The organism is Aquirufa sp. A-Brett2-W8 (assembly GCF_054558755.1).
In genome coordinates this window covers 318,203-342,871 of record NZ_JBPXKS010000003.1, presented here as the reverse complement: position 1 = coordinate 342,871, position 24,669 = coordinate 318,203, and the positions used below count along the sequence as shown (strand labels likewise).

Genomic DNA, 24,669 nt, shown 5'->3' with positions numbered 1-24,669 from the left:
CTGCCAAAATGTCATAAATTTACAATCTAAATTTCATTGATTGTAAAATGCAGGATTTAAAAGTTTTGACGAAGGAAGAAAAAGATGGCTTAGATGTTCCTAGAATTTCGGAAGATCAAGTGGTGACTAATTCTTTTGGCAAAAAGGTCTATATCGAAAGTTATGGTTGCCAAATGAATTTCGCCGATTCAGAAGTGGTTACCTCTATTCTGCAAGAAAACGGGTATACGACTACATCAAACCTGAAAGAAGCACATACTATTTTATTGAATACTTGTGCTATTCGCGAGAATGCAGAACATAAAATTCGCCATCGCCTGCAAGTTTTCACTCATTTAAAGGCGAAGAATCCAGCTTTAACTATAGGCATTCTTGGTTGTATGGCAGAGCGTTTGAAGACCAAGCTAATCGACGAGGAAAAAATTGTGGATCTAGTAGCTGGTCCTGATGCTTACCGTGACTTACCAGCCTTATTAGAAGAAGTTTCAGATGGCCAAAAAGCCATTAACGTCTTCCTTTCAAGGGAAGAAACCTACGGAAATATTGAACCAGTTAGATTAAACTCCAATGGAGTAACTGCCATGGTAAGTATTATGCGAGGTTGTGATAATATGTGTACATTTTGTGTTGTACCTTATACAAGGGGTCGAGAAAGATCACGCGATTTGCCTTCCATCTTAAATGAATGTGAAAAGCTATATGCGCAAGGATACCGGGAAGTTACTTTATTAGGTCAAAATGTGGATTCCTATAAATGGTCAAGTGATTCAGGTGATCTAGTCAATTTTGCCTCTTTATTAGAAGCGGTCGCCTTAGTTAATCCACTCCTACGCGTTCGATTCTCTACTTCTCATCCGAAAGATATTACAGATGAAGTATTGTATACGATGAAAAAATACGATAATATTTGTAAGAACATACACCTTCCAGCTCAAAGCGGAAGCAACCGCATATTAGAACTTATGAATCGTTCCTATACACGTGAATGGTATTTAGAACGCATTAAAGCTATTCGCTCTATTTTAGGTGACGAATGTGGTATATCACAAGATATGATTTCGGGATTTTGTTCAGAAACAGAAGAAGATCACCAGGAAACTTTATCCTTATTAACGGAAGTTGAATATGATTTCGGTTACATGTTTGCTTATTCTGAACGTCCTGGAACTCCCGCTGAAAAGAAATTTGCTGATGATGTTCCAGAAGAAGTAAAGATGAGACGACTGCAAGAGATCATTAATCTTCAGCGATTACATTCGGCTAAACGCAATGAAATGTGGGTAGGAAAAAAAGTGCAAGTATTAGTAGAAGGAGATTCGAAGAAATCTAAACTACATCATTTTGGAAAAATAGATTCCAATAAAGTCGTTGTTTTTTCTAAAAAGAATGAAGTGAAAGGGGATTATGTTTTTGTGAATGTAACACATTGTACATCAGGAACTTTATTAGGTGAATTATGTTAGATAACAGCCATCTTGCTAGTATAAAAGCGCGTTTTGGGATTATTGGAAACGCTCCTGCCCTATTACGCGCCATATCTGTAGCTGAACAAGTAGCGGCCACAGATATGACCGTTTTAATTACGGGGGAAAGTGGATCAGGTAAAGAATCATTTTCTAAGATCATTCATTCTCTTTCTAAGCGAAAGCATGGTTCGTTTATTGCAGTGAACTGTGGTGCCATTCCAGAAGGGACTATTGATTCCGAATTATTTGGCCATGAAAAAGGATCATTTACAGGTGCTATCGAGGCTAGGAAAGGCTATTTTGAAGTAACAGATGGCGGAACTATTTTCTTAGATGAAATTGCTGAAATGCCATTAGGAACGCAAGCGCGCTTATTGCGTGTCCTAGAAAATGGCGAGTTTTATCGGGTAGGTTCATCTAAGGTTCAGAGAACGAATGCGCGTGTTGTAGCGGCCACTAACCTTAATCTTCAGCAAGCGATAGAAAAAGGCAAATTTAGAGAAGACCTCTATTATCGTTTAAGTACCGTTCCTATTTATGTTCCACCTCTTCGAGAACGTGGAGATGATATTGAATTATTATTCAGAAAGTTTACCACTGATTTCTCAGAGTCACATCGTGTAAAACCGATTATGCTGACGAAAGAGGCTAAGGATTTGCTTCAAAAACAGCGCTTCCCTGGTAATATTAGACAACTAAAAAATCTGGCTGAGCAAATTTCTGTATTGGAAATAGGCGATCGAATTATCGATGAAATCCAATTGCAATACTATTTAGAGTTCAATGAACCTAAATTAGGCAATTCGGTTGTTAAAGCAGATGCTTTCACTGGGCCAGCAGGAATGAATGAACGAGAAATTCTTTATAAAATCTTGTTCGATTTAAAACGAGATGTAACAGAATTAAAGAAGATTCTTTTAAAAGTGGTAGAATCTGATCAGTCTAAAGGCTACGAAATCCTTCATGATAACAGGGCCGTTTTTGAAGAAGTTCGCCATACAGCTGATTCACCTACTTTAAATGCTGGCTTAACCTTGCCTATGCACGAACAGGAGGAAACAAAATTTGAGGAGGAACTCATTGATTCTAGCTTTGAAGAAGTTATCTTGCCAGCAAATGATGTAACCTTATCATTAGAAAAACAGGAAAAAGAAATCATCATTCGTGCATTAAAGAAGAATAAGAACAAACGTAAATACGCTGCTAAAGATCTTGGCATATCAGAACGGACGTTATATCGTAAAATCAAGCAATATGATTTGGAGGAATTGGATTAATATTTTTGTTTTCGCAAGTCTTATTTTAGGCCTGTCCTCCTGCTACAGCTTTAAAGGGGCTAGTTTAGACCCTAAATTACAGACTATTCAGGTTAGCAACATTCGGATGGAAACAGCTGGGGGGCCTGCTAATTTAACTTTGGAAATAAACGAGAAATTAAAAGAATATTTCCAACGTAATACCTCACTAAAAATCAACAACAAGAACCCTGATTTAACCATTGAAGGGAGTATAATTGGATACGAGTTAACTCCTCAAGCTCCTACTGGAGATGATAAAGCCGGTTTAAATCGAATTACATTACGCATTCAATTTCGTTTAACCAATAGGTTAGATGAGGACAAAAACTTTGAGCAAGAATTCTCCTTTTACCAAGATTTTTCTCAAAGTCAAACCTTAACACAAGTAGAAAAGACCCTAATCCCTAAACTAGTGGATCAAATTATTTTAGATTTGTTTAATAAAATTGCTGGTGATTGGTAAAATGAATATGTCAAAGGCACAAAAACTTTGGTTCTTATTGAACAAAATAGAACGAGCAGATCAACAAGATTTAGCAATAGATAAGTCTGCTTATCCTTTTTTCTATTTATTACATTGGAATGAGCGTTTTTCAGTCTTAAAGCAACAAAGAATAGCCTTGCAGTCTGCTCAGCGAAAACACTATTTCAAATCAATCTATGATATTTCAGCAGAGACATCTGAACAACTAATAGAAGTAATCCCTGCGGAGGAAATAAAAGCTATACAAGATACAATTATTGATCAATTCATTCTCAATCAACCCACTTTATCTAAGCCTAAGCGATCTAGTGACGAAGATGAACCAGTTGAGGATTTAGCAGCGGTAGAATTTACCTTGCCGGTTTCTGAAACTATTGCGATTCTATTAACTAAACAAGGCAAATATTTGCAAGCGATTGAATTATATGAGAAGTTAAGTTTGATTAAACCTGAAAAAAGGCTTTACTTTGCATCTCGAATTTCTGAATTACAAAATTTACTAACAGAATAAATATGTTTACTTTACTTATTTCATTGATAATTATCTTCTCTGCCCTATTAGTTGTACTTATTTTAGTACAAAATCCTAAGGGTGGCGGTATTAGTGGAGAATTTTCGTCTTCAGGTGCTACGCAAATGTTTGGTGTTCAAAAAACAGGGGACATTGTTGAGCAATTAACTTGGGGCTTCTCTATTGCTATTCTAGTATTAGTTTTAGCGACGAATTTCACTCTATCTGAAACAAAAGAGGCAAGTACTTCGGTGAATGTCGAAAAAGCAGCTACAAAAACTGTTCCCGTTGCTCCTGCTCCAGTGGCTCCGAAGCAATAGTTATTACAGTTTTTTGTTTATTTATACTGCCAAAATTTCAGCAATGAGTTTTGGCATTATTATTGTTTGACCTATTATACCATGTTTACGCATGGGAGTATAATCTCTAATTTTAAATTAAATTTATAACACATGTCAAATTTAAGTATTAAGCCCTTAGCGGATCGGGTTATTGTGGAGCCAGCTCAAGCTGAAGAGAAAACAGCATTTGGTATTATTATTCCTGACACAGCGAAAGAGAAACCACAAAAAGGATTGATCGTAGCGGTAGGAAATGGAAAAAAAGATGAGCCTATTACAGTTAAAGTAGGCGATTCTGTTTTGTATGGTAAATACTCAGGTACAGAAATCACTATTGACGGTAAAGATTACTTGATCATGCGTGAGTCTGACATTTTTGCAGTTTTATAATTTTAACAATTCATTAATTACAAAATCATATGGCAAAGGAATTATTTTTCGACAGCGAAGCGCGCGAAAAGATGAAAAGAGGGGTTGATACTCTTGCAAATGCGGTTAAGGTAACTTTAGGACCTAAGGGTCGTAACGTTATTATAGATAAAAAATTCGGATCACCCTCTATTACTAAAGATGGTGTGTCGGTAGCAAAAGAAATCGAATTAGAGGATCCAGTTGAAAACATGGGAGCTCAACTTGTTAAGGAGGTTGCTTCAAAAACAGCTGATCAAGCAGGTGATGGAACAACTACAGCAACTGTTTTGGCTCAATCAATCTACACGATTGGTTCTAAAAACGTGGCAGCCGGTGCTAACCCAATGGATCTTAAAAGAGGTATTGAGAAAGCGGTAGAGGCTATTGTAGGTGATTTGAAGAAACAATCACGTGCTATCACTACTTCTAAAGAAATCGCTCAGGTAGCTACTATCTCTGCTAATAACGATTCTGAAATCGGAACGATGATTTCTTCAGCAATGGAGAAAGTAGGTCGCGAAGGTGTAATCACAGTGGAAGAAGCTCGTGGTACAGAAACTGAAGTGAAGACAGTAGAAGGAATGCAATTTGATCGCGGATACTTATCTGCCTATTTTGTGACAAATACAGACAAAATGGAAGTTGAATTAGAGAAACCATTTATCTTAATTTCTGAGAAGAAGGTTTCCTCTATGAAAGAATTACTACCTGTATTAGAGGCAGTAGCTCAAACAGGTCGTCCCCTATTGATTATCTCAGAAGATGTCGATGGAGAAGCTTTAGCTACTCTGGTAGTAAACAAAATGCGCGGTGCATTAAAAGTGGCAGCTGTTAAGGCTCCAGGTTTTGGTGATCGTCGTAAAGCTATGTTAGAAGACATCGCTATCCTAACAGGTGGTACTGTTATCGCTGAAGAAAGAGGTTTCAAATTAGAAAATGCAACCATCGAATATTTAGGTCAAGCAGAAAAAGTAATCATTGATAAAGACAATACAACCATCGTTAATGGTGCTGGTACTAAAGACAATATTGATAATCGTGTTAATCAGATCAAAGCTCAAATCGAGAACACAACGTCTGATTATGACCGCGAGAAATTACAAGAGCGTTTAGCTAAGTTATCAGGTGGTGTAGCAATTCTTTACATTGGTGCTGCTACGGAAGTGGAAATGAAAGAAAAGAAAGACCGTGTAGATGATGCGTTGCATGCTACTCGTGCTGCTGTTGAAGAAGGAATCGTTGCTGGTGGTGGTGTTGCATTAATTCGTGCCATTCAAGCATTAGACAAACTAAAAGGCGAAAACGAAGACCAATTAACTGGTATCAATATTATTCGTCTAGCAGTAGAATCTCCATTACGTACAATCGTTGCGAATGCAGGTGGTGAAGGATCTGTTGTAATCAATGCAGTTAAAGCTGGAAAAGATGACTTCGGATATAATGCACGTGAAGATAAATATGAAAATATGATCGCTGCGGGTATTATCGACCCTACTAAGGTTACTCGTTTAGCATTAGAAAATGCAGCTTCTATCGCAGGTATGTTGTTAACAACAGAATGTGTAATTGCTGACAAACCAGCAAATGAGCCAGCACATGGACACGGCCAAGGTGGCGGTGGAATGGGTGGAATGATGTAGTTTTAATTAGATTAATCCTTGAAAACTCCCCATATTTGGGGAGTTTTTTTTTGAATAATAGAAAATGAAAAGAATAGCCATTGACATGGATGACGTTTTGGCCAAAACAACCCATGTAATTATTGATAGAATCAACCAACTAGTTTCCAAAGAATACACTTACGAGGAGCTATTAACTGGAGATGAGGCCATAAAGTTAGAATTTTATGGACATTATCTAGCTAACAATTCTTTCTTATGGGAACCTGGTTTTTTTACAAATATCCCAGTAAACGAGGATGCAGTAGAGGTCGTAAAAAAACTACATAGTCAATATGAAATCTTCATCGTTTCGGCTGCCACAGAATTCCCTAATTCCTTGAAAGAAAAATTAGATTGGATGGAAATGCATTTTCCTTTTATCACCTGGAGACATATCGTTTTCTGTGGTCATAAACACATGATTCAAGCAGATTATCTAATTGATGATCATGAGAAAAACCTACATACCTTTACAGGGACTCCACTCCTATTTACAGCTCCACATAATATACATATTCATGATTTCAAACGTGTGAATAATTGGAAAGAGATTGAAACACTTTTGTTAGATTAATGAAAAAAACACGTTTTAGTATTGGTATTTTATTTTTTATCTGTGGATTGAATTTTGCTACTTGGGCAACGCGTATTCCTGATTTTAAGACCTATCTACATTTATCCGATGCCCAATTAGGAACCGTTTTAATGGGACTTCCTATAGGTTCTTTGGTATCCTTACCTATAGCTGGGTGGTTGTTAACTAAATACGCATCCAGGTGGATTTGTGTCATGGCTGTAGCCATGTATGTAATTGTCATTCCTGGCCTAAGTTTAATGAATTCCGCTATCAGTCTATTTATTGGTTTGTTTTTCTTTGGGATGGTTGGTGATATTATGAATATAGCCATGAATACGCAGGTAGTAAGTTTAGAGGCCAAAATGAACAAAATCATTATGTCCTCCTTTCATGCCGTATTTTCGATTGGTTTAATGTCAGGCGCATTTTTAGGTGGTATTTTAGAAAGAGCAAATTTCAGTACACAAGAACATTTTGGACTAGTGGCATTATCTAATGTTTTACTTATTCCCTTCAGTATCAGGAATTTATTGACAGACAGACCCGTTCAAGACGAAAATAAACCTAAGTCATCTATATTGAATTTAGGGCCTTATTTGATCATTTTGTCCTTTATAGCCTTTTGTGGCATGTTGTGCGAAGGAGCCATGGCAGATTGGATTTCACTCTATTTTAAAGAATACATTCCTAATTCACCTTATCCAATCACCATCGGTTTTTCATCATTTGCTGTAGCTATGGTAATTGGACGGTTTTTAGGGGATAAAATTTCCTTAAAATATGATGTATCTACTATTCTTATTTTCAACGGAATACTGACCGCGCTAGGAATGATGTTAACCTTAGGAATGGAATCCATTTATTTTAAAGTGACTGGCTGTTTTATAACTGGTATTGGAATTTCTACGGTGGTCCCATTAATTTATTCTCAGGCTGGAAATCAAAAGGAAATTATGCCATCCATAGCTATTGCAGGTGTTTCTACAATTGCTTACGTTGGTTTCCTGCTAGGTCCTGTGTTAATCGGTTATTTGTCAGATTTTGTCGGTTTAGACAAAGCCTTAGTATTAATTGTAGTGCTAGGCTTTTTAGGAGCCTTTATCTCTAAAACTTGGGCAAATAAAAGATGATCATAGAATACCGTAAACCTTCAACGGCATTAGCCCCATTTGTAGACCATTTATGGTAAAAACAAGTGGATGAAGCTGGTATTATACCTTATGATATTGAAACGATTTTTCCTGAAGACCAAACAGTACTGACCTATTCTTTTGGAAAAGACTATTATCGTTCTCATGCGAACACGGAGAACTTTAGGGCCATAAATGGAGTTCAACTAGAGGGACTTCACCAGGCCCCTAATTTTTATAAACATCTGCCAGGTATCCATATTTTTGGGGTAAAATTTAGAGTGGGAGGTTTGTTTCCTTTCTTACTCTCTCCTATCTCTGCAACGAATAATGAGAGTTCAGAAGCGGACACGCTCTTACCAGATCTACCGTCATTAAGTCATACAATCGATTTTGATCAACGTTGCGAAACAATAGAGGCCTACTTATTAGCTCATTTGATTGATAAACAGGCTAAAAAGTATTTGAATTTATTACTAATGCTTCAAGAACTAGATTCAGAATCTAGTGCATTGCCTAGTTCCTATAAAAAACTATCTCGACTATTTCATGAAGTAATTGGTATTAGTCCTAAGGAATACGTTCAAATAAAACGTATTAACCAATCGCTAGCACTATTTGCATCCACAAAAGATATTAAAAGCCAGGATTTAGCTGATCAATTAGGGTATTATGATTCAGCTCATTTTATAAATGAATTCAAGAAGTATACTGGTAAAACTCCCAAAAGCCTCAAAAGCAGTCTTTTTGATATGAAAGACTCGGAATTTATAGATGAATTCAAACAATACATCTCCCCCGAGCATCTATTGCATTACACCTCCATTTTTCAAAAGAATTTATAATTGTCTGTTTTTTACAATTTATATCAACTAAAATTTTTAAATTTTGTAGGATATAAATAAGCTATGAACAAACACGTTATATTTTGGTCGATTACAGTAGGATTAGGCGGTCTACTTTTTGGTATGGACGTCGCTGTTATATCTGGAGCGGAACTAGCCATTCAACAATTATGGCATTTGGATTCTTTCACTCATGGTTTAGCAATTGCGGCTGCCTTGTATGGCACCGTCATTGGAGCAGCATTAGGTGGAGTTCCAGCAGATTTATATGGCCGAAAAAAGACCTTATTTTGGATAGGCTTAAGCTTTTTCATCTCTTCTATAGGCGCTGCTATAGCTCCAGATGTGAATTTATTCATGTTATTTCGCTTTTTAGGTGGATTAGGAATTGGAGCATCCTCCGTAGTCGCTCCTATTTATATTTCAGAAATTGCTCCTGCCAAACACCGCGGTAAACTAGTTATCTCCTTTCAATTAAATATTGTCTTAGGTATTTTAATTGCTTACGTATCTAATTACTTTATTCAAGGTATAGAAAACGATTGGCGAATCATGTTAGGCGTTGTTTCTCTTCCCTCGTTAGTATTCTCGGTGCTAATATTACTAACACCGGAGACACCACAATTTTTATTACTAAAACGCAATGATTTGGTAGGAGCGCGCAAAGTCTTAGAATTAGCCGACCCGAATCCAGAAGAAACCATTTTACGCATTCAAACAAATGCTAAAAAAAGTACTTCCAAGGAATCCTTATTTACTAAGAAATTTGTTTGGCCATTAACCTTAGCCTTTTTATTTGCTTTCTTTAATCAAATGTCGGGTATAAATGCCATCATCTATTATGCGCCTAGAATCTATGAATTAACGGGTTTAGGCAAAGAATCAGCTCTTTTATCAACTGCGGGCATAGGTATCGCTAACTTACTATTTACCCTATTGGGATGGTACTTAATTGATCGTGTGGGACGCAGAATACTCATGTATATAGGTTCGATTGGATATATTATTACACTCAGTCTTATTGCCCATGCTTTTTATACAGAATCGTATACCTTTGTCCCGATCTATATTTTTGCCTTTATAGCCTCACACGCTATAGGGCAAGGTTCAGTTATTTGGGTCTTTATATCAGAAATATTTCCCAATTCGGTTCGCGCTTCAGGTATGGCCTGGGGTTCCTTAACGCATTGGGTGTTTGCGGCATTAGTGGCTAATTTCTTTCCACTATTTACCGAAAGTTACGGTGGAACATTAATTTTTGGTTTTTTTGCCGTTATGATGGTGGCACAATTAGTCTATGTGGCCTTAATGATGCCAGAGACTAAAGGAGCCAATTTAGAAGATATAGAAAAGTCGATAATCATGCATTAATCGTGTTCTTATGATACATTTTGATCCTACCAGTAGCAAACCTAAATACCAGCAACTTATTGATGGTATCATAGATGGAATCAATTCAGGCTTATTAGAGCACGGAAAACAATTACCTTCTATCAATAAGGTGGCTAGCGATTTTAATATGGCTAGAATGACTGTCACTAAGGCTTATGATGACTTACGTGAGAAAGGGTTAATTAGTTCGCACCATGGTAAAGGATTTTACGTAGCAAGTACTAATACGAAAAATGTATTACGCGTATTTATACTGATGGATGCCTTAACACCTTATAAAGAAACATTATATGAAAGTATTATCTCAAATTTAGGCGACGAAGTAAGCCATAACTTATTTTTCCATTACCATGATCTTGAATTGTTCGAAGAGTTAATCACGAATAATTTGGGAAAATACAATCACTACATTATTCTACCTCATTTCAATAAAAATGTAGCTAGGATTATTTCCAAAATTCCTAAGGATAAATTATTGGTACTAGATATAAACGTGAAAGAGTTAAGTGATGATTACGCTATTTTATATCAAAACTTTGAGTCCAATATATATCAAGGACTACTTCAATCGTTAGAAAAAATAAAAAAATACCAACAAACAAATTTAGTATTAAGCTCTAAAAGCTTCCAATATACGCCAGATGGAATAATACAGGGTTTTACTAAGTTCTGCACTGAAAATGAACTTACATTTGATATTATCCCTGATTTAGATGACGATTATGATTTACAAGTACACCAGGTATATATTATATTCCGCGAGTATGATCTTATCAAAATGATCAATTGGACTACTAAAAATAAATTGAAAGTAGGAAAAGACATTGGCATCATCTCCTATGATGACACTCCATTGAAAGAAATAATAGCAGAAGGAATTTCCGTTATTTCAAATGATTTCAAAAAAATGGGAGAGCGCGCTGCTGAAATGATTCATAATCACGAAAAAGGTCGCGAGTCAAACGATTTCTATTTTATCGATAGAGGATCCTTATAGATCTAAATGCACATTTAGCCAACCTGAATCCATCTTTACTCCTAAGGTTTCATAAAATTCAATGGCTGGTTTATTCCAATCAAGAACTTGCCACATCATTCCCGTGCATTTCATTCGCTTAGCCTCCTGTATTGCTTCCTCAATCATACATTTGCCTAATCCTTTACCACGAAAACTTTCTTTAATGTAAAGATCTTCTAAATAGAATCGTCTCCCCTTCCAAGTAGAAAAGCGATAATACCATAAAGAAAATCCACCCAGCTCGCCATTCAAATAGATTAAGTTAGCAAAGAACAAAGGATTATCAGAAAATCCCTCTGCTCTATAATCATCTACAGTACTGCTGACTTCTTCTGGAGCTTTCTCAAAAATGGCTAATTCCAAGACTAATTCTCGAACTAATCCGATATCCTCTTTTGTAGCTCTTCTTATTTCTATCTTATCCATTAATCGCTCGTAATTTTGTTAATAATGATAAAAAATCCTCCGGAAACTTTTGTTCAAATTGCATAAATTCATTCGTAGTTGGATGCACAAATCCTAAGGAAAATGCATGCAATGCCTGTCTAGGGCAAATTTTAAACGCATTATCGATAAATGACTTATAACTAGCCATAGAAGACATGAACCTTATTTTATCGCCACCATAAGTTGAATCTGAAAATAAGGGATGGCCTATGGACTGAAAATGAGCTCTAATCTGATGCGTTCGTCCGGTTTCTAATTTAAACTTGACAAATGAAGCAAAACCATAGGATTCCACTACTTCATAATGTGTTATGGCTATTTTTCCTAATTCATGATCCTCTGGAAATATGGTCATTACTTTACGATCTTTAGGGCTTCTAGCAATCTTACCGCGTAAAGTTCCTTTAGCCTCCTTAGGTACACCCCAACATATAGCATAATAGGTACGCTCAATACTATGTTCAAAAAATTGTTGCCCTAAAAAATTTAAAGCAAACTCTGTTTTACCAATGACTAAAATGCCTGATGTGTCTTTATCAATACGGTGAACAAGACCTGGACGAATATCTTTTTTGCCTGGGAGACTTTGGCAATGAAATAATAATCCATTCACTAAGGTACCTGACCAATTACCTTGAGCAGGGTGTACGACCATTCCAGGCGATTTATTCACTAAAATAAGCTGTTCGTCTTCGTAAATAATATCAATCGGTATATCCTCAGGATAAACCTCCTTGTCGCGAGGAGGGGTTGCAAACGAAACGGATATAGAATCCAGTGGTTTAACACGATAATTAGACTTTATTAAGCCACCATTCACCTTCACTGATCCCGCATCGATACCCACTTGAATCTTATTGCGACTAGATCCCGCAATTTTAATCATCAAATATTTGTCGATTCTGAGTAATTGCTGACCTTTGTCTACAGTAAAATTAAAATGCTCAAATAAATCGTCTTCTTCGTCGGATTCTAAAGCATTCATTTCTGGATCGATGGACATAGCAAATTTTGAATTTAACGCGTTACACTTACCGTCTCCGATAGAAGAAATATTTGATGAATGCTGGAATTCAAAAGGAATTCAGGTTTTTGTCAAAAGAGACGACCTCATACATCCCATCATCTCGGGTAATAAGTGGCGCAAATTAAAAAAATATCTCCAAACCTTCTCATTAAACACTCATTCTGGACTATTAAGTTTTGGTGGAGCTTACTCTAATCACCTTTATGCTCTTGCATATGTAGGTAATAGCCTAGGAATCCCCACGGTTGGAATTGTTCGAGGTGATGAATTACACCCAGCTAGTAATGCCTATTTAAGCCAAATGAACAAGTGGGGTATGCACATGCACTTTATTAGCCGTGGCACTTATCGAGAAAAGCAGATCCCTGAAGGCTATGAGGATTATGTGGTTATAGCAGAAGGCGGTTTTGGCGAATTAGCGATTCAAGGAATGGAAGAATTGGTTACAGAAATACCCGCCTGCGATCATATTTATACAGCCATAGGAACGGGAGCAACGGCCATCGGAATTGCACAATACTATAATGGAACGGTACATGGTATTTTGACGCTAAACAATAAAACAGAAATTGAAGACCACCTAAAGTTCTATCCTAGACCTAATTTAATGATCGACGATCACTATATATTTGGCAAATACGCTAAGCAAACTATACAGTTAGATCAATTTTGTGAAGAATTCCGTACTAAGTACAACATCGCTATCGAACCAATTTATACGGGTCGAATGTTTTATGCCCTAGTCGATCACATAAAAAATGGCCACATAGCTCCCAATACGAAACTAGTGGCCATCCATACAGGAGGAGTTAAATAATTTAACCTACCGATCCTTCTAAAGAAATCGCCAGCAATTTTTGCGCTTCTACTGCAAACTCCATTGGCAATTGTTTTAATACCTCTTTAGCATAACCATTAACAATTAAAGCAATGGCTGTTTCTGTACTTAAACCGCGTTGATTGCAATAAAATATTTGATCCTCACCTATTTTAGAGGTAGTAGCCTCGTGTTCTACGGAGGCTGTGTTATTTTTAACTTCCAAATAAGGGAATGTATGTGCCCCACATTTATCCCCTAATAAAAGGGAATCACATTGTGAGAAGTTCTTAGATCCATCGGCTTTGCGCGCTATTTGAACTAAGCCACGATACGAATTTTGAGAGAACCCAGCTGAGATACCTTTAGATACAATACGGGATTTAGAATGCTTCCCTAAGTGAATCATCTTCGTACCTGTATCAGCCTGCTGGTAATTATTTGTTACCGCTACTGAATAAAATTCTCCGATAGAATAGTCCCCTTTTAAAATAACTGATGGGTATTTCCAAGTAACTGCAGAACCTGTTTCTACTTGAGTCCACGATAATTTTGAGTGAGCACCGTCACAAATTCCGCGTTTGGTTACGAAATTATAGATCCCGCCCTTCCCTTCTTTATCCCCTGGATACCAGTTTTGAACCGTTGAATATTTCACTTCAGCACCTGCATGCACATAAATCTCTACCACCGCTGCGTGCAATTGATTCTCATCACGCATAGGCGCTGTACAACCTTCTAAATAACTAACATAGGATTCATCTTCAGCCACGATCAATGTACGTTCAAATTGACCTGTACCAGATGCATTGATACGGAAATACGTAGAAAGTTCCATCGGGCAACGAACACCCTTAGGGATGTAACAAAACGAACCATCAGAAAATACAGCACTATTCAATGCCGCAAAATAATTGTCTTTTACGGGAACTACTGATCCTAGGTATTTTTTGATTAATTCAGGATATTCTCTTACTGCCTCTGAAATGGAGCAAAAAATGACTCCTTTTTCTAGCAAAGTATCTTTAAACGTGGTGGCTACCGAAACCGAGTCAATCACCGCATCTACAGCCACATTCGAAAGTCGCTTTTGCTCATCTAAGGAAATTCCTAATTTTTCAAAAGTACGACGTAATTCAGGATCAATTTCATCTAATGAATTTAACTGCTTCTTTTGAACAGGAGCAGAATAATACTTTAATTCATCGTATTTAGTAGGAGTATATAATAAATTAGCCCAATCTGGTTCAGCTAACGTCCTCCAATAGCGGTAGGCGGATAAACGCCACTCGAGCATCCAATCTGGTTCATTCTTTTTTTCAGAAATAAAATGAATAATGGATTCACTTAAACCAATAGGAGCTTCATCTGTCTCAAAATGAGACTCAAACCCGTATTTATAATCGGACGAGGTTACTTCTTGTAAAATATCGTCTACTTTCTCTGCCATGATTTTGCATTTAGAATACAAAATTACAAAAGGATTTTAGAGAAAAATAGACTTAGTTTAGAATTAATCTAAACAGCTACAATAAAGGGGTATTTCTTATTAGACTTTCTTCTAAAGAAATAAATGTTTCTGTACGTTGGATACCTGTAACACGTTGAATCTTATCATGAAGTACTTCACGCAAATGCTGTGTATCACGACAAATAATTTTAACAAAAATAGAATAAATACCTGTCGTATAGTGAATATTGACTACTTCTGGAATTTGTTCTAACTGCTTAGCGACATCTTCGTATAAACTGCTTTTATCTAAATATATGCCTAGGAAAGCAGTGATGTCCCACCCGATTTTAGCATAATCAATTAACAGTTGGGCTCCTTTAACTATTCCTAAAGATTCCATTTTTTTCATCCTCACGTGCACGGTACCACCAGAAACATCCAGTCTAGTTCCTATTTCTGTATAAGGTAAATTAGCATCTTTTACTAAAATTTCTAAAATTTTATAATCTAAAGGATCTAGCTCAAACTTCTTTTCCATTGAATTTTCGTAATTATATGAGGTACATATTATAAATTATGCAAAAAAAGACAATTTTATTTGAAAAATTTTGAAAAATTAAAAATCTCCTTTTATATTTGTCCTATTAATTATTGCAAAGGTAATAATTTTCACTGTAGGGTGATGAAATTGGCAGACGTGCCCTCCTGTCTCGGGGGTGGTGAGTTCAGGATAAACGCGGCGTAATGGGTTGACCACTAAATCAGTTCTGTGTCGAGGCTAACTGCACCTTGGAGGTTCGAATCCTTCTCCTACAGCAATTTAATTAATTTGTTTTTAGTTTGTTGATGAAGTGTAATGTTAAAAGCAATCCTATTTTAGGATTGCTTTTTTATTGTTTATAAAATCTATATATTTGGTAGACAAACTAGTTTAAATCTATAGACCCCCAACATCATGTCATTAAGATTAGGAGATATCGCACCGGACTTCAGTGCGGATACCACATTAGGACACATAAACTTTCATGAATTTATTGGAGATTCATGGGTTTTATTATTTAGCCACCCTGCTGACTTTACGCCAGTATGTACAACTGAATTAGGTAAAACGGCTCTATTAAATGGTGAATTCCAAAAACGTAACGTAAAACCCATTGCTATTTCAGTCGATAGTTTAGAATCCCACAATAAATGGGTACCAGATATCGAAGAGGTGAATTCAGTGAAGATGAATTTTCCTATCATTGCTGATCCAGAGAAAACAGTAGCCTTATTATACGATATGATTCACCCAAATGCGTCAGAAAAAGCTACTGTTCGTTCGGTGTTTGTTATCGGGCCTGATAAGAAAATCAAATTAACGTTAACTTACCCAGCTTCGACTGGTCGTAATTTTACGGAAATTTTACGTGTGATTGATTCTTTACAATTAACAGCTAACTACCAAGTGGCTACGCCTGCGGATTGGGTAAATGGAGACGATGTAATTATTGTTCCGGCTGTTTCGAATGAAGATGCGGTGGCTAAATTCCCTAAAGGCTTTACTTCGGTTAAACCATATTTACGCAAAACACCTCAACCGAATTTGTAGAATTGCGTTATTTAATAAAATGCCAACATTCATGTAACGTGGATTTTGGCATTTTTTATTTTAAAAGGCTATTTTTGTAGCTCATTAATATAATCCGCATGTTATCAACGATTAATTTCACATCTACCTCTGCTTATAAGGCACTTCAATCTGACCAAGAAAGATTAGCCTCTACCTTAATTGCTAATCTATTTGATGGCGATTCTAAGAGACAAGCTATATACAGCAAAACATTTAACGATATCTTTTTTGATTTCTCGAAGAACCTAATTGATGAAAAAAGCTTTCAGTCATTGTTGGCTTTGGCAAAAGAATGTGGATTAGAAGAAGCTATTAAAGCACAATTTAATGGCGATAAGATCAATCAAACAGAAGGACGTTCGGTATTGCATACGGCACTAAGAGCCAAACCAACAGCATCTATCCTGGTGGATGGAGAAAATATCATCCCTAAAATTCAAGCAGTAAAAGCGCTGATGAAAGAGTTTTCTAATCGCGTCATATCTGGAGAATGGAAAGGATATACAGGAAAAGAAATCACCGATGTAGTAAATATTGGAATCGGTGGATCAGATTTAGGCCCAGTAATGGTAACTGAAGCTTTAAAACCTTATAAATCAAGATTAAACGTGCATTTTGTTAGCAATGTAGACGGAACGCACATCGCTGAAACATTAAAAAAAGTAAATCCAGAGACAACCTTATTTTTAATAGCATCTAAAACCTTCACTACACAAGAAACTATGGCAAATGCCTTCTCGGCCAGAGATTGGTTTTTAGCCACAGCAAAAGATAACTCAACGGTTGCTAAACATTTTGTGGCATTATCCACAAATATGAAAGCTGTAGCTGAATTTGGAATAGATACAGCAAATATGTTTGTATTCTGGGATTGGGTAGGTGGTCGCTATTCATTATGGTCTGCCATCGGATTATCCATCTGTCTTTCAGTAGGATATGATCATTTTGAAGCATTATTAGCCGGTGCAGAAGCCATGGATACTCATTTCGCCTCTGCCCCATTTGAAAGTAATATTCCCGTTATCTTAGGATTATTAGGAATTTGGTATGTGAATTTTTTCAACGCTCCTACGCATGCCATTTTACCCTATGATCAATATATGCATCGTTTTGCGGCCTATTTCCAACAAGGGGATATGGAATCAAATGGAAAGACAATAGATCGCACAGGAAAACGAGTTAATTATGCAACTGGTCCCGTTATTTGGGGAGAACCTGGTACAAACGGACAACATGCTTTTTATCAATTAATTCATCAAGGAACACAACTGATTCCGGCTGATTTTATTGCACCCGCTGTTACTCATAATAAGATCACAAATCACCATACACTTCTAATGTCTAATTTCTTTGCACAAACAGAAGCTTTGATGAATGGGAAATCAAAAGAGGATGTGGTAGCCGAATTACAAAAAGCAGGATTAAGTGAATTGGAGATAGAAAAATTAGCTCCTTTTAAAGTATTTGAAGGCAATAAACCGACAAACTCATTCCTAATAAAAAAACTAGATCCAGCGACATTAGGTTCGTTAATCGCGATGTATGAGCACAAGATATTTGTTCAAGGGGTGATTTGGAATATCTTCAGCTACGATCAATGGGGAGTAGAATTAGGAAAGCAATTAGCTAATTCCATTTTACCTGAATTAGAAAACGAAAATATAATCACTTCACATGACTCTTCTACTAACGGATTGATTAATCAATTTAAAGCTTGGAGGTAATCATTACTTCAATAAAGTAATCATTTCAGAGATGGAGAGCAGATTCTGTTCTCCATTTTTCATATTCTTAACATTCGCTTTTCCTTCTTTCAACTCCGAATCCCCTATTACGGCTACGTAAGCGATTTTCTTCTTATCAGCGAACTCGAAAGACTTTTTAATTTTGGCAATATCTGGATAAACTTCTGTGGGAATACCTGCTTTTCTTAATTCATTCGCCATTCCTAAACTAGCTTTGCGACCGTCTGCATCAAAATAGGTAAATAAGATAGCGCTTGCACTCGTTGCAATTTCAGGGAATAGCTTTAACTCTTCCATTACATCAAGAATACGTTCAATCCCAAAAGAAATACCAACTCCAGACATATTAGGTAAACCAAATGAACTCGTTAAATCATCATAACGACCACCACCCACAATAGATCCAAAAGGTACATCCACTGACTTGCCTTCATAGATTAAACCAGTATAATAGCTTAAACCACGGGCTAACCTATAATCAAACACAAGGTTATCGGAAGAAAAACCATTCGTTTCAGATAAAGAAAGTACTTCTGTAATCTCTGCTATACCTTGTGAACCGATAACATTAGAACCAAAAAACGCAGTCAATTTGGAAATTTTCTCTTCATTTGCTCCTTCAAACAATACAAGATCCTTAATGGCATCCGTTTTCGCTTGTGAAAAACCATTTTCGACTAACTCCTTTGCCACATTATCCCAACCAATCTTATCTAACTTATCTAGTGCTACTGCAAAAGCTACAAAACGCTCACTTTCACCTAGTGTATCTACAATTCCGGCTAAAATCTTACGAGAATTAAGGTATAGATTCACCCGAAGTTGTAACGATGAAAAGATAGATTGAAATAAGGCAATCAATTCAGCCTCATTTACCAATGAATCTGAACCAATAATATCAGCATCACATTGATAAAATTCGCGATAACGACCACGCTGGGGACGATCTGCCCTCCAAACTGGTTGAATTTGATATCTACGGAAGGGGAAAGCTAAATCGTTGCGATTCATTGCCACGAAGCGGGCAAATGGTACTGTAAGATCATAGCGTAAGCCCTTCTCAGAAATCTTATTAGTTAAAGATTTTGAACCAGAATCGATGTCTGATGGAGAAACTTTGGACAAATAATCCCCACTATTTAATATCTTAAATAATAACTGATCTCCTTCCTCCCCATACTTACCAGTCAAGGTAGACAGATTTTCAATAGCTGGCGTTTCAATAGTTTGAAAGCCAAATCCTTGAAAATGAGTCTTTATAATGTCAAAAACGTAATTACGTTTTGCCATTTCGGTGGGACCAAAATCCCTAGTACCTCGAGCGTTTGCTGGTTTCTGCATGATTGTAAAAAAACAAATTTAATTAATTATGCCTTAATATTTTTGATAATAATTGATTTTAGCTATTTTTGCAAACTTAATTATCAAAGACATGGCAGTAACTAGACTAAAACGTAAAGACAGAAGAAATAAAGCAGTAGCTAACAACAAGGTTGCAGCTATCAAAATCTTAAAAGCAAGACCTATCATCAAATTAGTTGATGTAGAAGCAATCAAAGCTAGCTTCGCTAAATAAGAATAAAATTCTTTATATTTAAACCGGTCTATGCCGGTTTTTTTATGTTCAACAAATCCTCTAAACAATGAAAAAGACTCTATTAATTGTTTCAACGCTACTATTAGCGGGTACAACAAGCACTTTTGCGCAAGATCATCGTCACGTAAAGGTGAATCCGACTAATCCTAACGATACGGAATATTGGGAACCAAGTATCACTGTAGTAACTCCAGGAGCCATTCCTTCCGATGCTATTGTTTTATTTGATGGGAAAAACCTAGATAACTGGGAATCGGCAAAAGATGGTTCACCAGCACTTTGGAAAGTAGCAGAAGGAAAAATGACCGTTGTGGGTAAGACAGGAAACATATCTACAAAAGAAAAATTCACTAACTACCAATTGCACATCGAATGGCAATCCCCTATCGAACCAGAAACCCAGAAAAGTCAAGGAAAAGGAAATAGTGGCATATTTATGCAGGGCATGTACGAAGTTCAAGTAATGAACTCTTACCAAAACCCCACCTATCGTAATGGACAAGCTGGTGCCATATATAAGCAATCACCTCCCTTAGTGAATGCCAGTTCTAAAATGGGGGATTGGAATACCTACGATATTATTTACACAGCTCCTATATTTACTACGAATGGAGGAATTGATACACCTGCATATATAACTGTTATTCACAACGGTATTGTCATTCAAAATCATACAAAGATTCAAGGCACAACGGAATATATTGGTCAACCATTGAATCCTGTCCACGGACCCGGCCCAATTAGCTTACAAGATCACGGAAATCCAGTGAGCTACCGAAATATTTGGTTAAGAAAAATGTAATAAATTTCTTAATTTTGAAGGGAAGGTTTTAAATATAAAAGCCTTCCCTTTTTTTGTTTCTATGAAATACATCATTAGCTGGGTTTTACGATTTATCCCGAGAAAATTCATTCAATTATTTGCACATCGACTGATTAAAGTATACAGTATTTTCTTAACTGGAAATAAGGTGTATTGTCCCGTATGTGATCATTCCTTTCGTCATTTCTTGCCTTATGGGCGCTTAACTCCTCGTGAAAATGCACTTTGCCCATCATGCTTAAGCTTAGAACGCCATCGTTTGATGCATTTGTATTTAAAAAACGAAACATCTTTTTTCACAGAGAAACCAAAGCTATTGCATATTGCCCCTGAATATTGCTTTATTGAACGTTTTGAAAATCACTTAGGCGATAACTATATAACAGCGGATATTGAAAGTCCTTTGGCCAAAGTAAAAATGGATTTACATGATATCCCCTTCGAAGACAATACCTTCGATGTCGTATTTTGTAATCACGTTTTAGAACACGTTAAAGACGATGTTCGTTGTATGCAAGAAATTAGACGGGTATTAAAGCCATCCGGTTTTGCCTTATGCCAAAGTCCACAACGTTACGATCTTGCCACTACTTACGAAGATGCGAGCATTACTGATCCAAGAGAGCGGGAAATTCATTTCTTACAAGATGATCACCTACGGATTTATGGACGCGATTATGGAACGCAATTAGAGAAATCTGGCTTTACAGTACAAGCGGTAAATCTAATTAAAAAATTAGGTCTAACCGAAAGTACCAGAATGGCTTTACCTTTAGAAGAAATCATATACGTTTGTCGTAAATAAGATGAGATATAACCCATTTTCAGCTGAATTATTCAAAAAGAATCGGGCGAAATTGTACGCACAATTACCCCCTAAATCCATTGTAGTCATTAGTTCAAATGACATCATGCCCACCAATGCGGATGGAACCATGGGATTCAGACAGAATAGTGATTTGTTTTACTTGTCTGGTTTAGATCAAGAAGAAACCTTGCTGGTTTTGTATCCTGATGCACCTGAACCCCAATGGAGAGAAATAGCGTTTGTTAGAGAAACTTCAGAACTAATCGAAATCTGGGAGGGACATAAATACACGAAAGAAGAAGCCGCCTCTGTTTCAGGAATTAAAAATATCCAATGGACGCCTAATTTTGACTCGCTTTTAAAGACACTTATTTATTCAGCGAATCATCTTTATTTAACGGATAACGAACATTTGCGCAATGCTTCCATTGTCCAAACACAAAATGCAAGACTCGGTATAACATTAAGAGATACTTATCCACAGCATACGATTGGTCGCCTCGCTCCTATTTTGAGTGACTTACGCATGCTTAAAGAGCCAGAAGAATTACAAGCTTTACAAGTAGCTTGCGATATTACCGAAAAAGGGTTTAGACGAGTTTTAAACTTTACTAAACCAGGAGTAACGGAATACGAAATTGAAGCTGAATTTATTCATGAATTTACACGCAATCGCTCGGAAGGATTCGCCTACACGCCTATTATAGCTTCTGGTGCTAATGCTTGTGTCCTACATTATATTGACAATGCGCTTCCTTGTAAAGACGAAGATATGCTTTTATTAGATGTAGGCGCCTCCTATGCGAATTATAATGCGGACATGACTAGGACTATTCCAGTTAATGGACGATTTAATCCGCGTCAAAAACAGGTCTATCAAGCAGTACATTCCGTGCTGGACTTTGCGACAAAAATCATGCAGCCTGGTATTTTTTGGGTGGATTACCAAAAAGAAGTCGAGCGTTTCATGGAGGGTCAACTTGTCGATTTAGGATTATTTTCTAGAGCAGAAGTCGAGAAACAAAATCCGGCTAATCCATTATTTAAAAAATACTTCATGCACGGAGTGGCACACCATTTAGGCCTAGATGTTCATGATGTTTGGGATAAGTACAAACCTTTTCAGGAAGGAATGGTTCTAACCTGTGAACCTGGTATTTATATCCAAGAAGAAGGTTTAGGCGTACGATTAGAAAACAACCTAGTGATAAAAAAGGGAGAGAATAGTAATTTAATGGAAAATATTCCATTGAATTGGGAGGAAATTGAAGATTTAATGAATCAATAAAACGGGTTAAATGCCTTGTTTTGGCTATATTTGTAGCTAAGTTAACGGGGGCCGCCCCGAGGAGAAATAATTCTATATGAAACACCTGCGTAATTTTTGCATCATTGCCCATATTGATCACGGTAAAAGTACTTTAGCTGATCGATTAATTGAATTCACGAATACCGTTCAAAAACGAGATATGATGAATCAATTGCTCGATGATATGGATTTAGAGCGTGAACGCGGAATTACTATTAAATCACATGCCATTCAAATGCAATATCCGAAAGATGGGGTATTGTATACATTTAATTTAATTGATACACCGGGTCACGTCGATTTCTCTTATGAGGTATCACGTTCTATCGCTGCTTGTGAAGGTGCCTTATTAATTGTGGATGCCTCACAAGGCATTGAAGCCCAAACGATATCCAATCTTTATTTAGCCATCAGCCATGATTTAGAGATCATCCCTGTTCTGAATAAGATTGATTTACCAGGCGCTATGCCCGATGAAGTATCTGATCAAATTATAGACTTAATTGGTTGCAAGAAAGAGGACATCATTCATGCCTCTGGTAAAGAAGGAATAGGAATACAAGACATTTTAGATGCGGTAGTAGCGCGCATTCCGGCTCCTAAAGGTGACCCGGCTGCTTCATTGCAAGCCTTAATCTTCGATTCCACCTTTAATTCTTACCGCGGTATTGAAGTTATTTTCCGCGTATACAATGGTGAAATCAGAAAAGGTGATAAAGTAAAATTCATCAACACCGGAAAAGAATACTATGCTGATGAAATCGGAACATTAGGTTTAGAACAAGAGCCCAAACAAATCATTAAAACAGGCGATGTTGGATACCTAATATCGGGTATTAAAGAAGCGAAAGAAGTAAAAGTGGGTGATACAATCACTCAAGTGGTCAATCCCTGCTTAATAGCCATACAAGGATTTGAAGAAGTGAAACCGATGGTATTTGCAGGTATTTATCCCGTAGAAACATCTGAATTTGAAGATCTTCGCGATGCCATGGAAAAATTGCAGCTAAATGATGCGTCCCTTGTTTGGGAACCAGAAACATCGGCTGCTCTAGGTTTTGGCTTTCGGTGTGGTTTCTTAGGTATGCTGCACATGGAAATTGTCCAAGAACGTCTTGAACGTGAATTTGACATGACTGTCATAACGACAGTGCCATCCGTGAAATTTAAAGTGATTACGACTGCACAGGAAGAATTGTGGGTCTCCGCTCCGGCAGAATTACCTGAACCTAATTTGATTAACATTATTGAGGAACCCTACATTAAGGCACAAATCATCACAAAGTCTGAGTATACGGGTGTGATTATGAGTCTTTGTATGGATAAGCGAGGAATTTTAGTGAATCAAATTTACTTGACGACTGATCGGGTTGAGTTGACATTTGATATGCCTTTATCTGAAGTGGTTTTTGACTTCTTTGATCGCTTAAAGACAATTTCAAGAGGTTATGCTTCATTAGATTATGAATACAAAGACTACGAACCGGGTGACATGGTTAAGTTAGATATCATGTTAAACGGGGACAAAGTAGATGCTTTATCTGCCATTGTACACCGAGATAAGGCCTATGATTGGGGGAAACGTTTGTGTGAAAAATTACGTGAGTTAATACCGAGACAACAATTTGAGATTGCGATTCAAGCGGCTATTGGTCTCAAGATCATCGCTAGAGAAACGGTGAAGGCTTTACGAAAAGATGTTTTGGCTAAATGTTATGGTGGGGATATTTCTCGTAAGCGTAAATTATTAGAGAAACAGAAGAAAGGTAAAAAACGCATGCGACAAGTAGGAAACGTCGAAATCCCACAAGAAGCATTTATGGCCGTTCTGAAACTTGATTAAAGAGAATAATTATCTCATAAAATTTTTAAAAACAGGGTTTAAGGCGTAATTTTA

At 36.8% G+C, this 24,669-nt stretch carries 25 protein-coding genes; 20 read left to right on the top strand and 5 right to left on the bottom strand.

All coding sequences use genetic code 11. The annotated features are described in order from the left end of the window. Nucleotides 1-47 precede the first annotated feature (47 nt). The 12 genes from miaB (at nt 48) to ACST13_RS03355 (ending at nt 11,113) form a co-directional block, all read left to right on the top strand. Nucleotides 48-1,463 carry a tRNA (N6-isopentenyl adenosine(37)-C2)-methylthiotransferase MiaB gene (gene miaB / locus ACST13_RS03410; RefSeq protein WP_459521814.1) on the top strand — a complete coding sequence of 472 codons (1,416 nt, stop codon included), beginning with the start codon at nt 48-50 and terminating at the stop codon, nt 1,461-1,463. Next, nucleotides 1,457-2,743: a sigma-54 interaction domain-containing protein gene (locus ACST13_RS03405; RefSeq protein ID WP_459521813.1), complete on the top strand. Its 1,287-nt coding sequence runs from the start codon at nt 1,457-1,459 to the stop codon at nt 2,741-2,743. Before miaB ends, ACST13_RS03405 begins: the two co-directional genes overlap by 7 nt. Further along, nucleotides 2,721-3,227: an LptE family protein gene (locus ACST13_RS03400; RefSeq protein ID WP_459521812.1), complete on the top strand. Its 507-nt coding sequence runs from the start codon at nt 2,721-2,723 to the stop codon at nt 3,225-3,227. The genes ACST13_RS03405 and ACST13_RS03400 overlap by 23 nt, the downstream gene beginning before the upstream one ends. Before the next feature lie 7 nt (nt 3,228-3,234). Then, a complete protein-coding gene (locus ACST13_RS03395; RefSeq protein ID WP_459521811.1) occupies nt 3,235-3,759 on the top strand; it encodes a hypothetical protein in 525 nt (174 codons plus the stop codon). A 2-nt stretch (nt 3,760-3,761) separates the two neighbouring features. Further along, nucleotides 3,762-4,079, top strand: a complete 318-nt coding sequence (gene secG, locus ACST13_RS03390) for a preprotein translocase subunit SecG (RefSeq protein ID WP_459521810.1) — start codon at nt 3,762-3,764, stop codon at nt 4,077-4,079. Nucleotides 4,080-4,211: 132 nt separating this feature from the next. After that, on the top strand, nt 4,212-4,490 hold the full coding sequence (locus ACST13_RS03385) for a co-chaperone GroES (RefSeq protein WP_459459856.1): 279 nt from the start codon (nt 4,212-4,214) through the stop codon (nt 4,488-4,490). 29 nt (nt 4,491-4,519) lie between these two features. Next, on the top strand, nt 4,520-6,151 hold the full coding sequence (gene groL / locus ACST13_RS03380; RefSeq protein WP_459521809.1) for a chaperonin GroEL: 1,632 nt from the start codon (nt 4,520-4,522) through the stop codon (nt 6,149-6,151). Between the two features lie 64 nt (nt 6,152-6,215). Continuing rightward, nucleotides 6,216-6,746, top strand: a complete 531-nt coding sequence (locus ACST13_RS03375) for a 5' nucleotidase, NT5C type (protein ID WP_459521808.1) — start codon at nt 6,216-6,218, stop codon at nt 6,744-6,746. Continuing rightward, a complete protein-coding gene (locus ACST13_RS03370) occupies nt 6,746-7,879 on the top strand; it encodes an MFS transporter (RefSeq protein WP_459521807.1) in 1,134 nt (377 codons plus the stop codon). Before ACST13_RS03375 ends, ACST13_RS03370 begins: the two co-directional genes overlap by 1 nt. Nucleotides 7,880-7,944: 65 nt before the next feature. Beyond that, nucleotides 7,945-8,724 carry a helix-turn-helix domain-containing protein gene (locus ACST13_RS03365; RefSeq protein WP_459521806.1) on the top strand — a complete coding sequence of 260 codons (780 nt, stop codon included), beginning with the start codon at nt 7,945-7,947 and terminating at the stop codon, nt 8,722-8,724. Between the two features lie 63 nt (nt 8,725-8,787). Beyond that, nucleotides 8,788-10,095, top strand: coding sequence for a sugar porter family MFS transporter (locus ACST13_RS03360; RefSeq protein ID WP_459521805.1), 1,308 nt, complete (start codon nt 8,788-8,790; stop codon nt 10,093-10,095). A 10-nt stretch (nt 10,096-10,105) separates the two neighbouring features. Continuing rightward, entirely contained in the window at nt 10,106-11,113 is a 1,008-nt protein-coding gene (locus tag ACST13_RS03355) for a GntR family transcriptional regulator (protein ID WP_459521804.1), read from the top strand. Here the strand turns inward: ACST13_RS03355 and ACST13_RS03350 are convergent. Next, nucleotides 11,108-11,560, bottom strand: a complete 453-nt coding sequence (locus ACST13_RS03350) for an N-acetyltransferase family protein (RefSeq protein WP_459521803.1) — start codon at nt 11,558-11,560, stop codon at nt 11,108-11,110. The two genes, ACST13_RS03355 and ACST13_RS03350, sit on opposite strands and share 6 nt — an antisense overlap. Beyond that, complete coding sequence (locus ACST13_RS03345; protein WP_459521802.1) at nt 11,553-12,584, bottom strand: RluA family pseudouridine synthase; 1,032 nt, start codon at nt 12,582-12,584, stop codon at nt 11,553-11,555. The genes ACST13_RS03350 and ACST13_RS03345 overlap by 8 nt, the downstream gene beginning before the upstream one ends. On the opposite strand from ACST13_RS03345, the gene ACST13_RS03340 reads away from it, so the two are divergent. After that, nucleotides 12,577-13,425, top strand: coding sequence for a 1-aminocyclopropane-1-carboxylate deaminase/D-cysteine desulfhydrase (locus tag ACST13_RS03340; RefSeq protein ID WP_459521801.1), 849 nt, complete (start codon nt 12,577-12,579; stop codon nt 13,423-13,425). The genes ACST13_RS03345 and ACST13_RS03340 overlap by 8 nt on opposite strands. A gap of 1 nt (nt 13,426) precedes the next feature. On the opposite strand, the gene sufB is transcribed toward ACST13_RS03340, so the two are convergent. Both sufB and ACST13_RS03330 read right to left on the bottom strand, forming a co-directional pair. Beyond that, nucleotides 13,427-14,875 (bottom strand): Fe-S cluster assembly protein SufB, encoded by a 1,449-nt coding sequence (sufB, locus tag ACST13_RS03335; protein ID WP_459521800.1) that lies wholly within the window; start codon nt 14,873-14,875, stop codon nt 13,427-13,429. Between the two features lie 76 nt (nt 14,876-14,951). After that, nucleotides 14,952-15,416 (bottom strand): Lrp/AsnC ligand binding domain-containing protein, encoded by a 465-nt coding sequence (locus ACST13_RS03330; RefSeq protein WP_459521799.1) that lies wholly within the window; start codon nt 15,414-15,416, stop codon nt 14,952-14,954. 417 nt (nt 15,417-15,833) lie between these two features. Here ACST13_RS03330 and ACST13_RS03325 point away from each other — a divergent pair, with 417 nt between their 5' ends. Next, nucleotides 15,834-16,469: a peroxiredoxin gene (locus tag ACST13_RS03325; protein WP_459521798.1), complete on the top strand. Its 636-nt coding sequence runs from the start codon at nt 15,834-15,836 to the stop codon at nt 16,467-16,469. A gap of 98 nt (nt 16,470-16,567) precedes the next feature. Further along, nucleotides 16,568-18,214: a glucose-6-phosphate isomerase gene (gene pgi, locus ACST13_RS03320; RefSeq protein ID WP_459521797.1), complete on the top strand. Its 1,647-nt coding sequence runs from the start codon at nt 16,568-16,570 to the stop codon at nt 18,212-18,214. A 3-nt stretch (nt 18,215-18,217) separates the two neighbouring features. On the opposite strand, the gene hisS is transcribed toward pgi, so the two are convergent. After that, entirely contained in the window at nt 18,218-19,576 is a 1,359-nt protein-coding gene (gene hisS / locus ACST13_RS03315) for a histidine--tRNA ligase (protein ID WP_459521796.1), read from the bottom strand. 91 nt (nt 19,577-19,667) lie between these two features. Between hisS and ACST13_RS03310 the strand changes: the two genes are divergently transcribed. The 5 genes from ACST13_RS03310 (at nt 19,668) to lepA (ending at nt 24,615) form a co-directional block, all read left to right on the top strand. Next, entirely contained in the window at nt 19,668-19,811 is a 144-nt protein-coding gene (locus tag ACST13_RS03310; protein WP_201737843.1) for a hypothetical protein, read from the top strand. A 67-nt stretch (nt 19,812-19,878) separates the two neighbouring features. Further along, on the top strand, nt 19,879-20,634 hold the full coding sequence (locus tag ACST13_RS03305) for a 3-keto-disaccharide hydrolase (RefSeq protein WP_459521795.1): 756 nt from the start codon (nt 19,879-19,881) through the stop codon (nt 20,632-20,634). A 61-nt stretch (nt 20,635-20,695) separates the two neighbouring features. Then, entirely contained in the window at nt 20,696-21,460 is a 765-nt protein-coding gene (locus ACST13_RS03300) for a class I SAM-dependent methyltransferase (RefSeq protein ID WP_459521794.1), read from the top strand. A 1-nt stretch (nt 21,461) separates the two neighbouring features. Then, entirely contained in the window at nt 21,462-22,751 is a 1,290-nt protein-coding gene (locus ACST13_RS03295; protein WP_459521793.1) for an aminopeptidase P family protein, read from the top strand. Between the two features lie 76 nt (nt 22,752-22,827). Continuing rightward, nucleotides 22,828-24,615: a translation elongation factor 4 gene (lepA, locus tag ACST13_RS03290; protein WP_459521792.1), complete on the top strand. Its 1,788-nt coding sequence runs from the start codon at nt 22,828-22,830 to the stop codon at nt 24,613-24,615. The last annotated feature ends 54 nt before the right edge of the window (nt 24,616-24,669 follow it).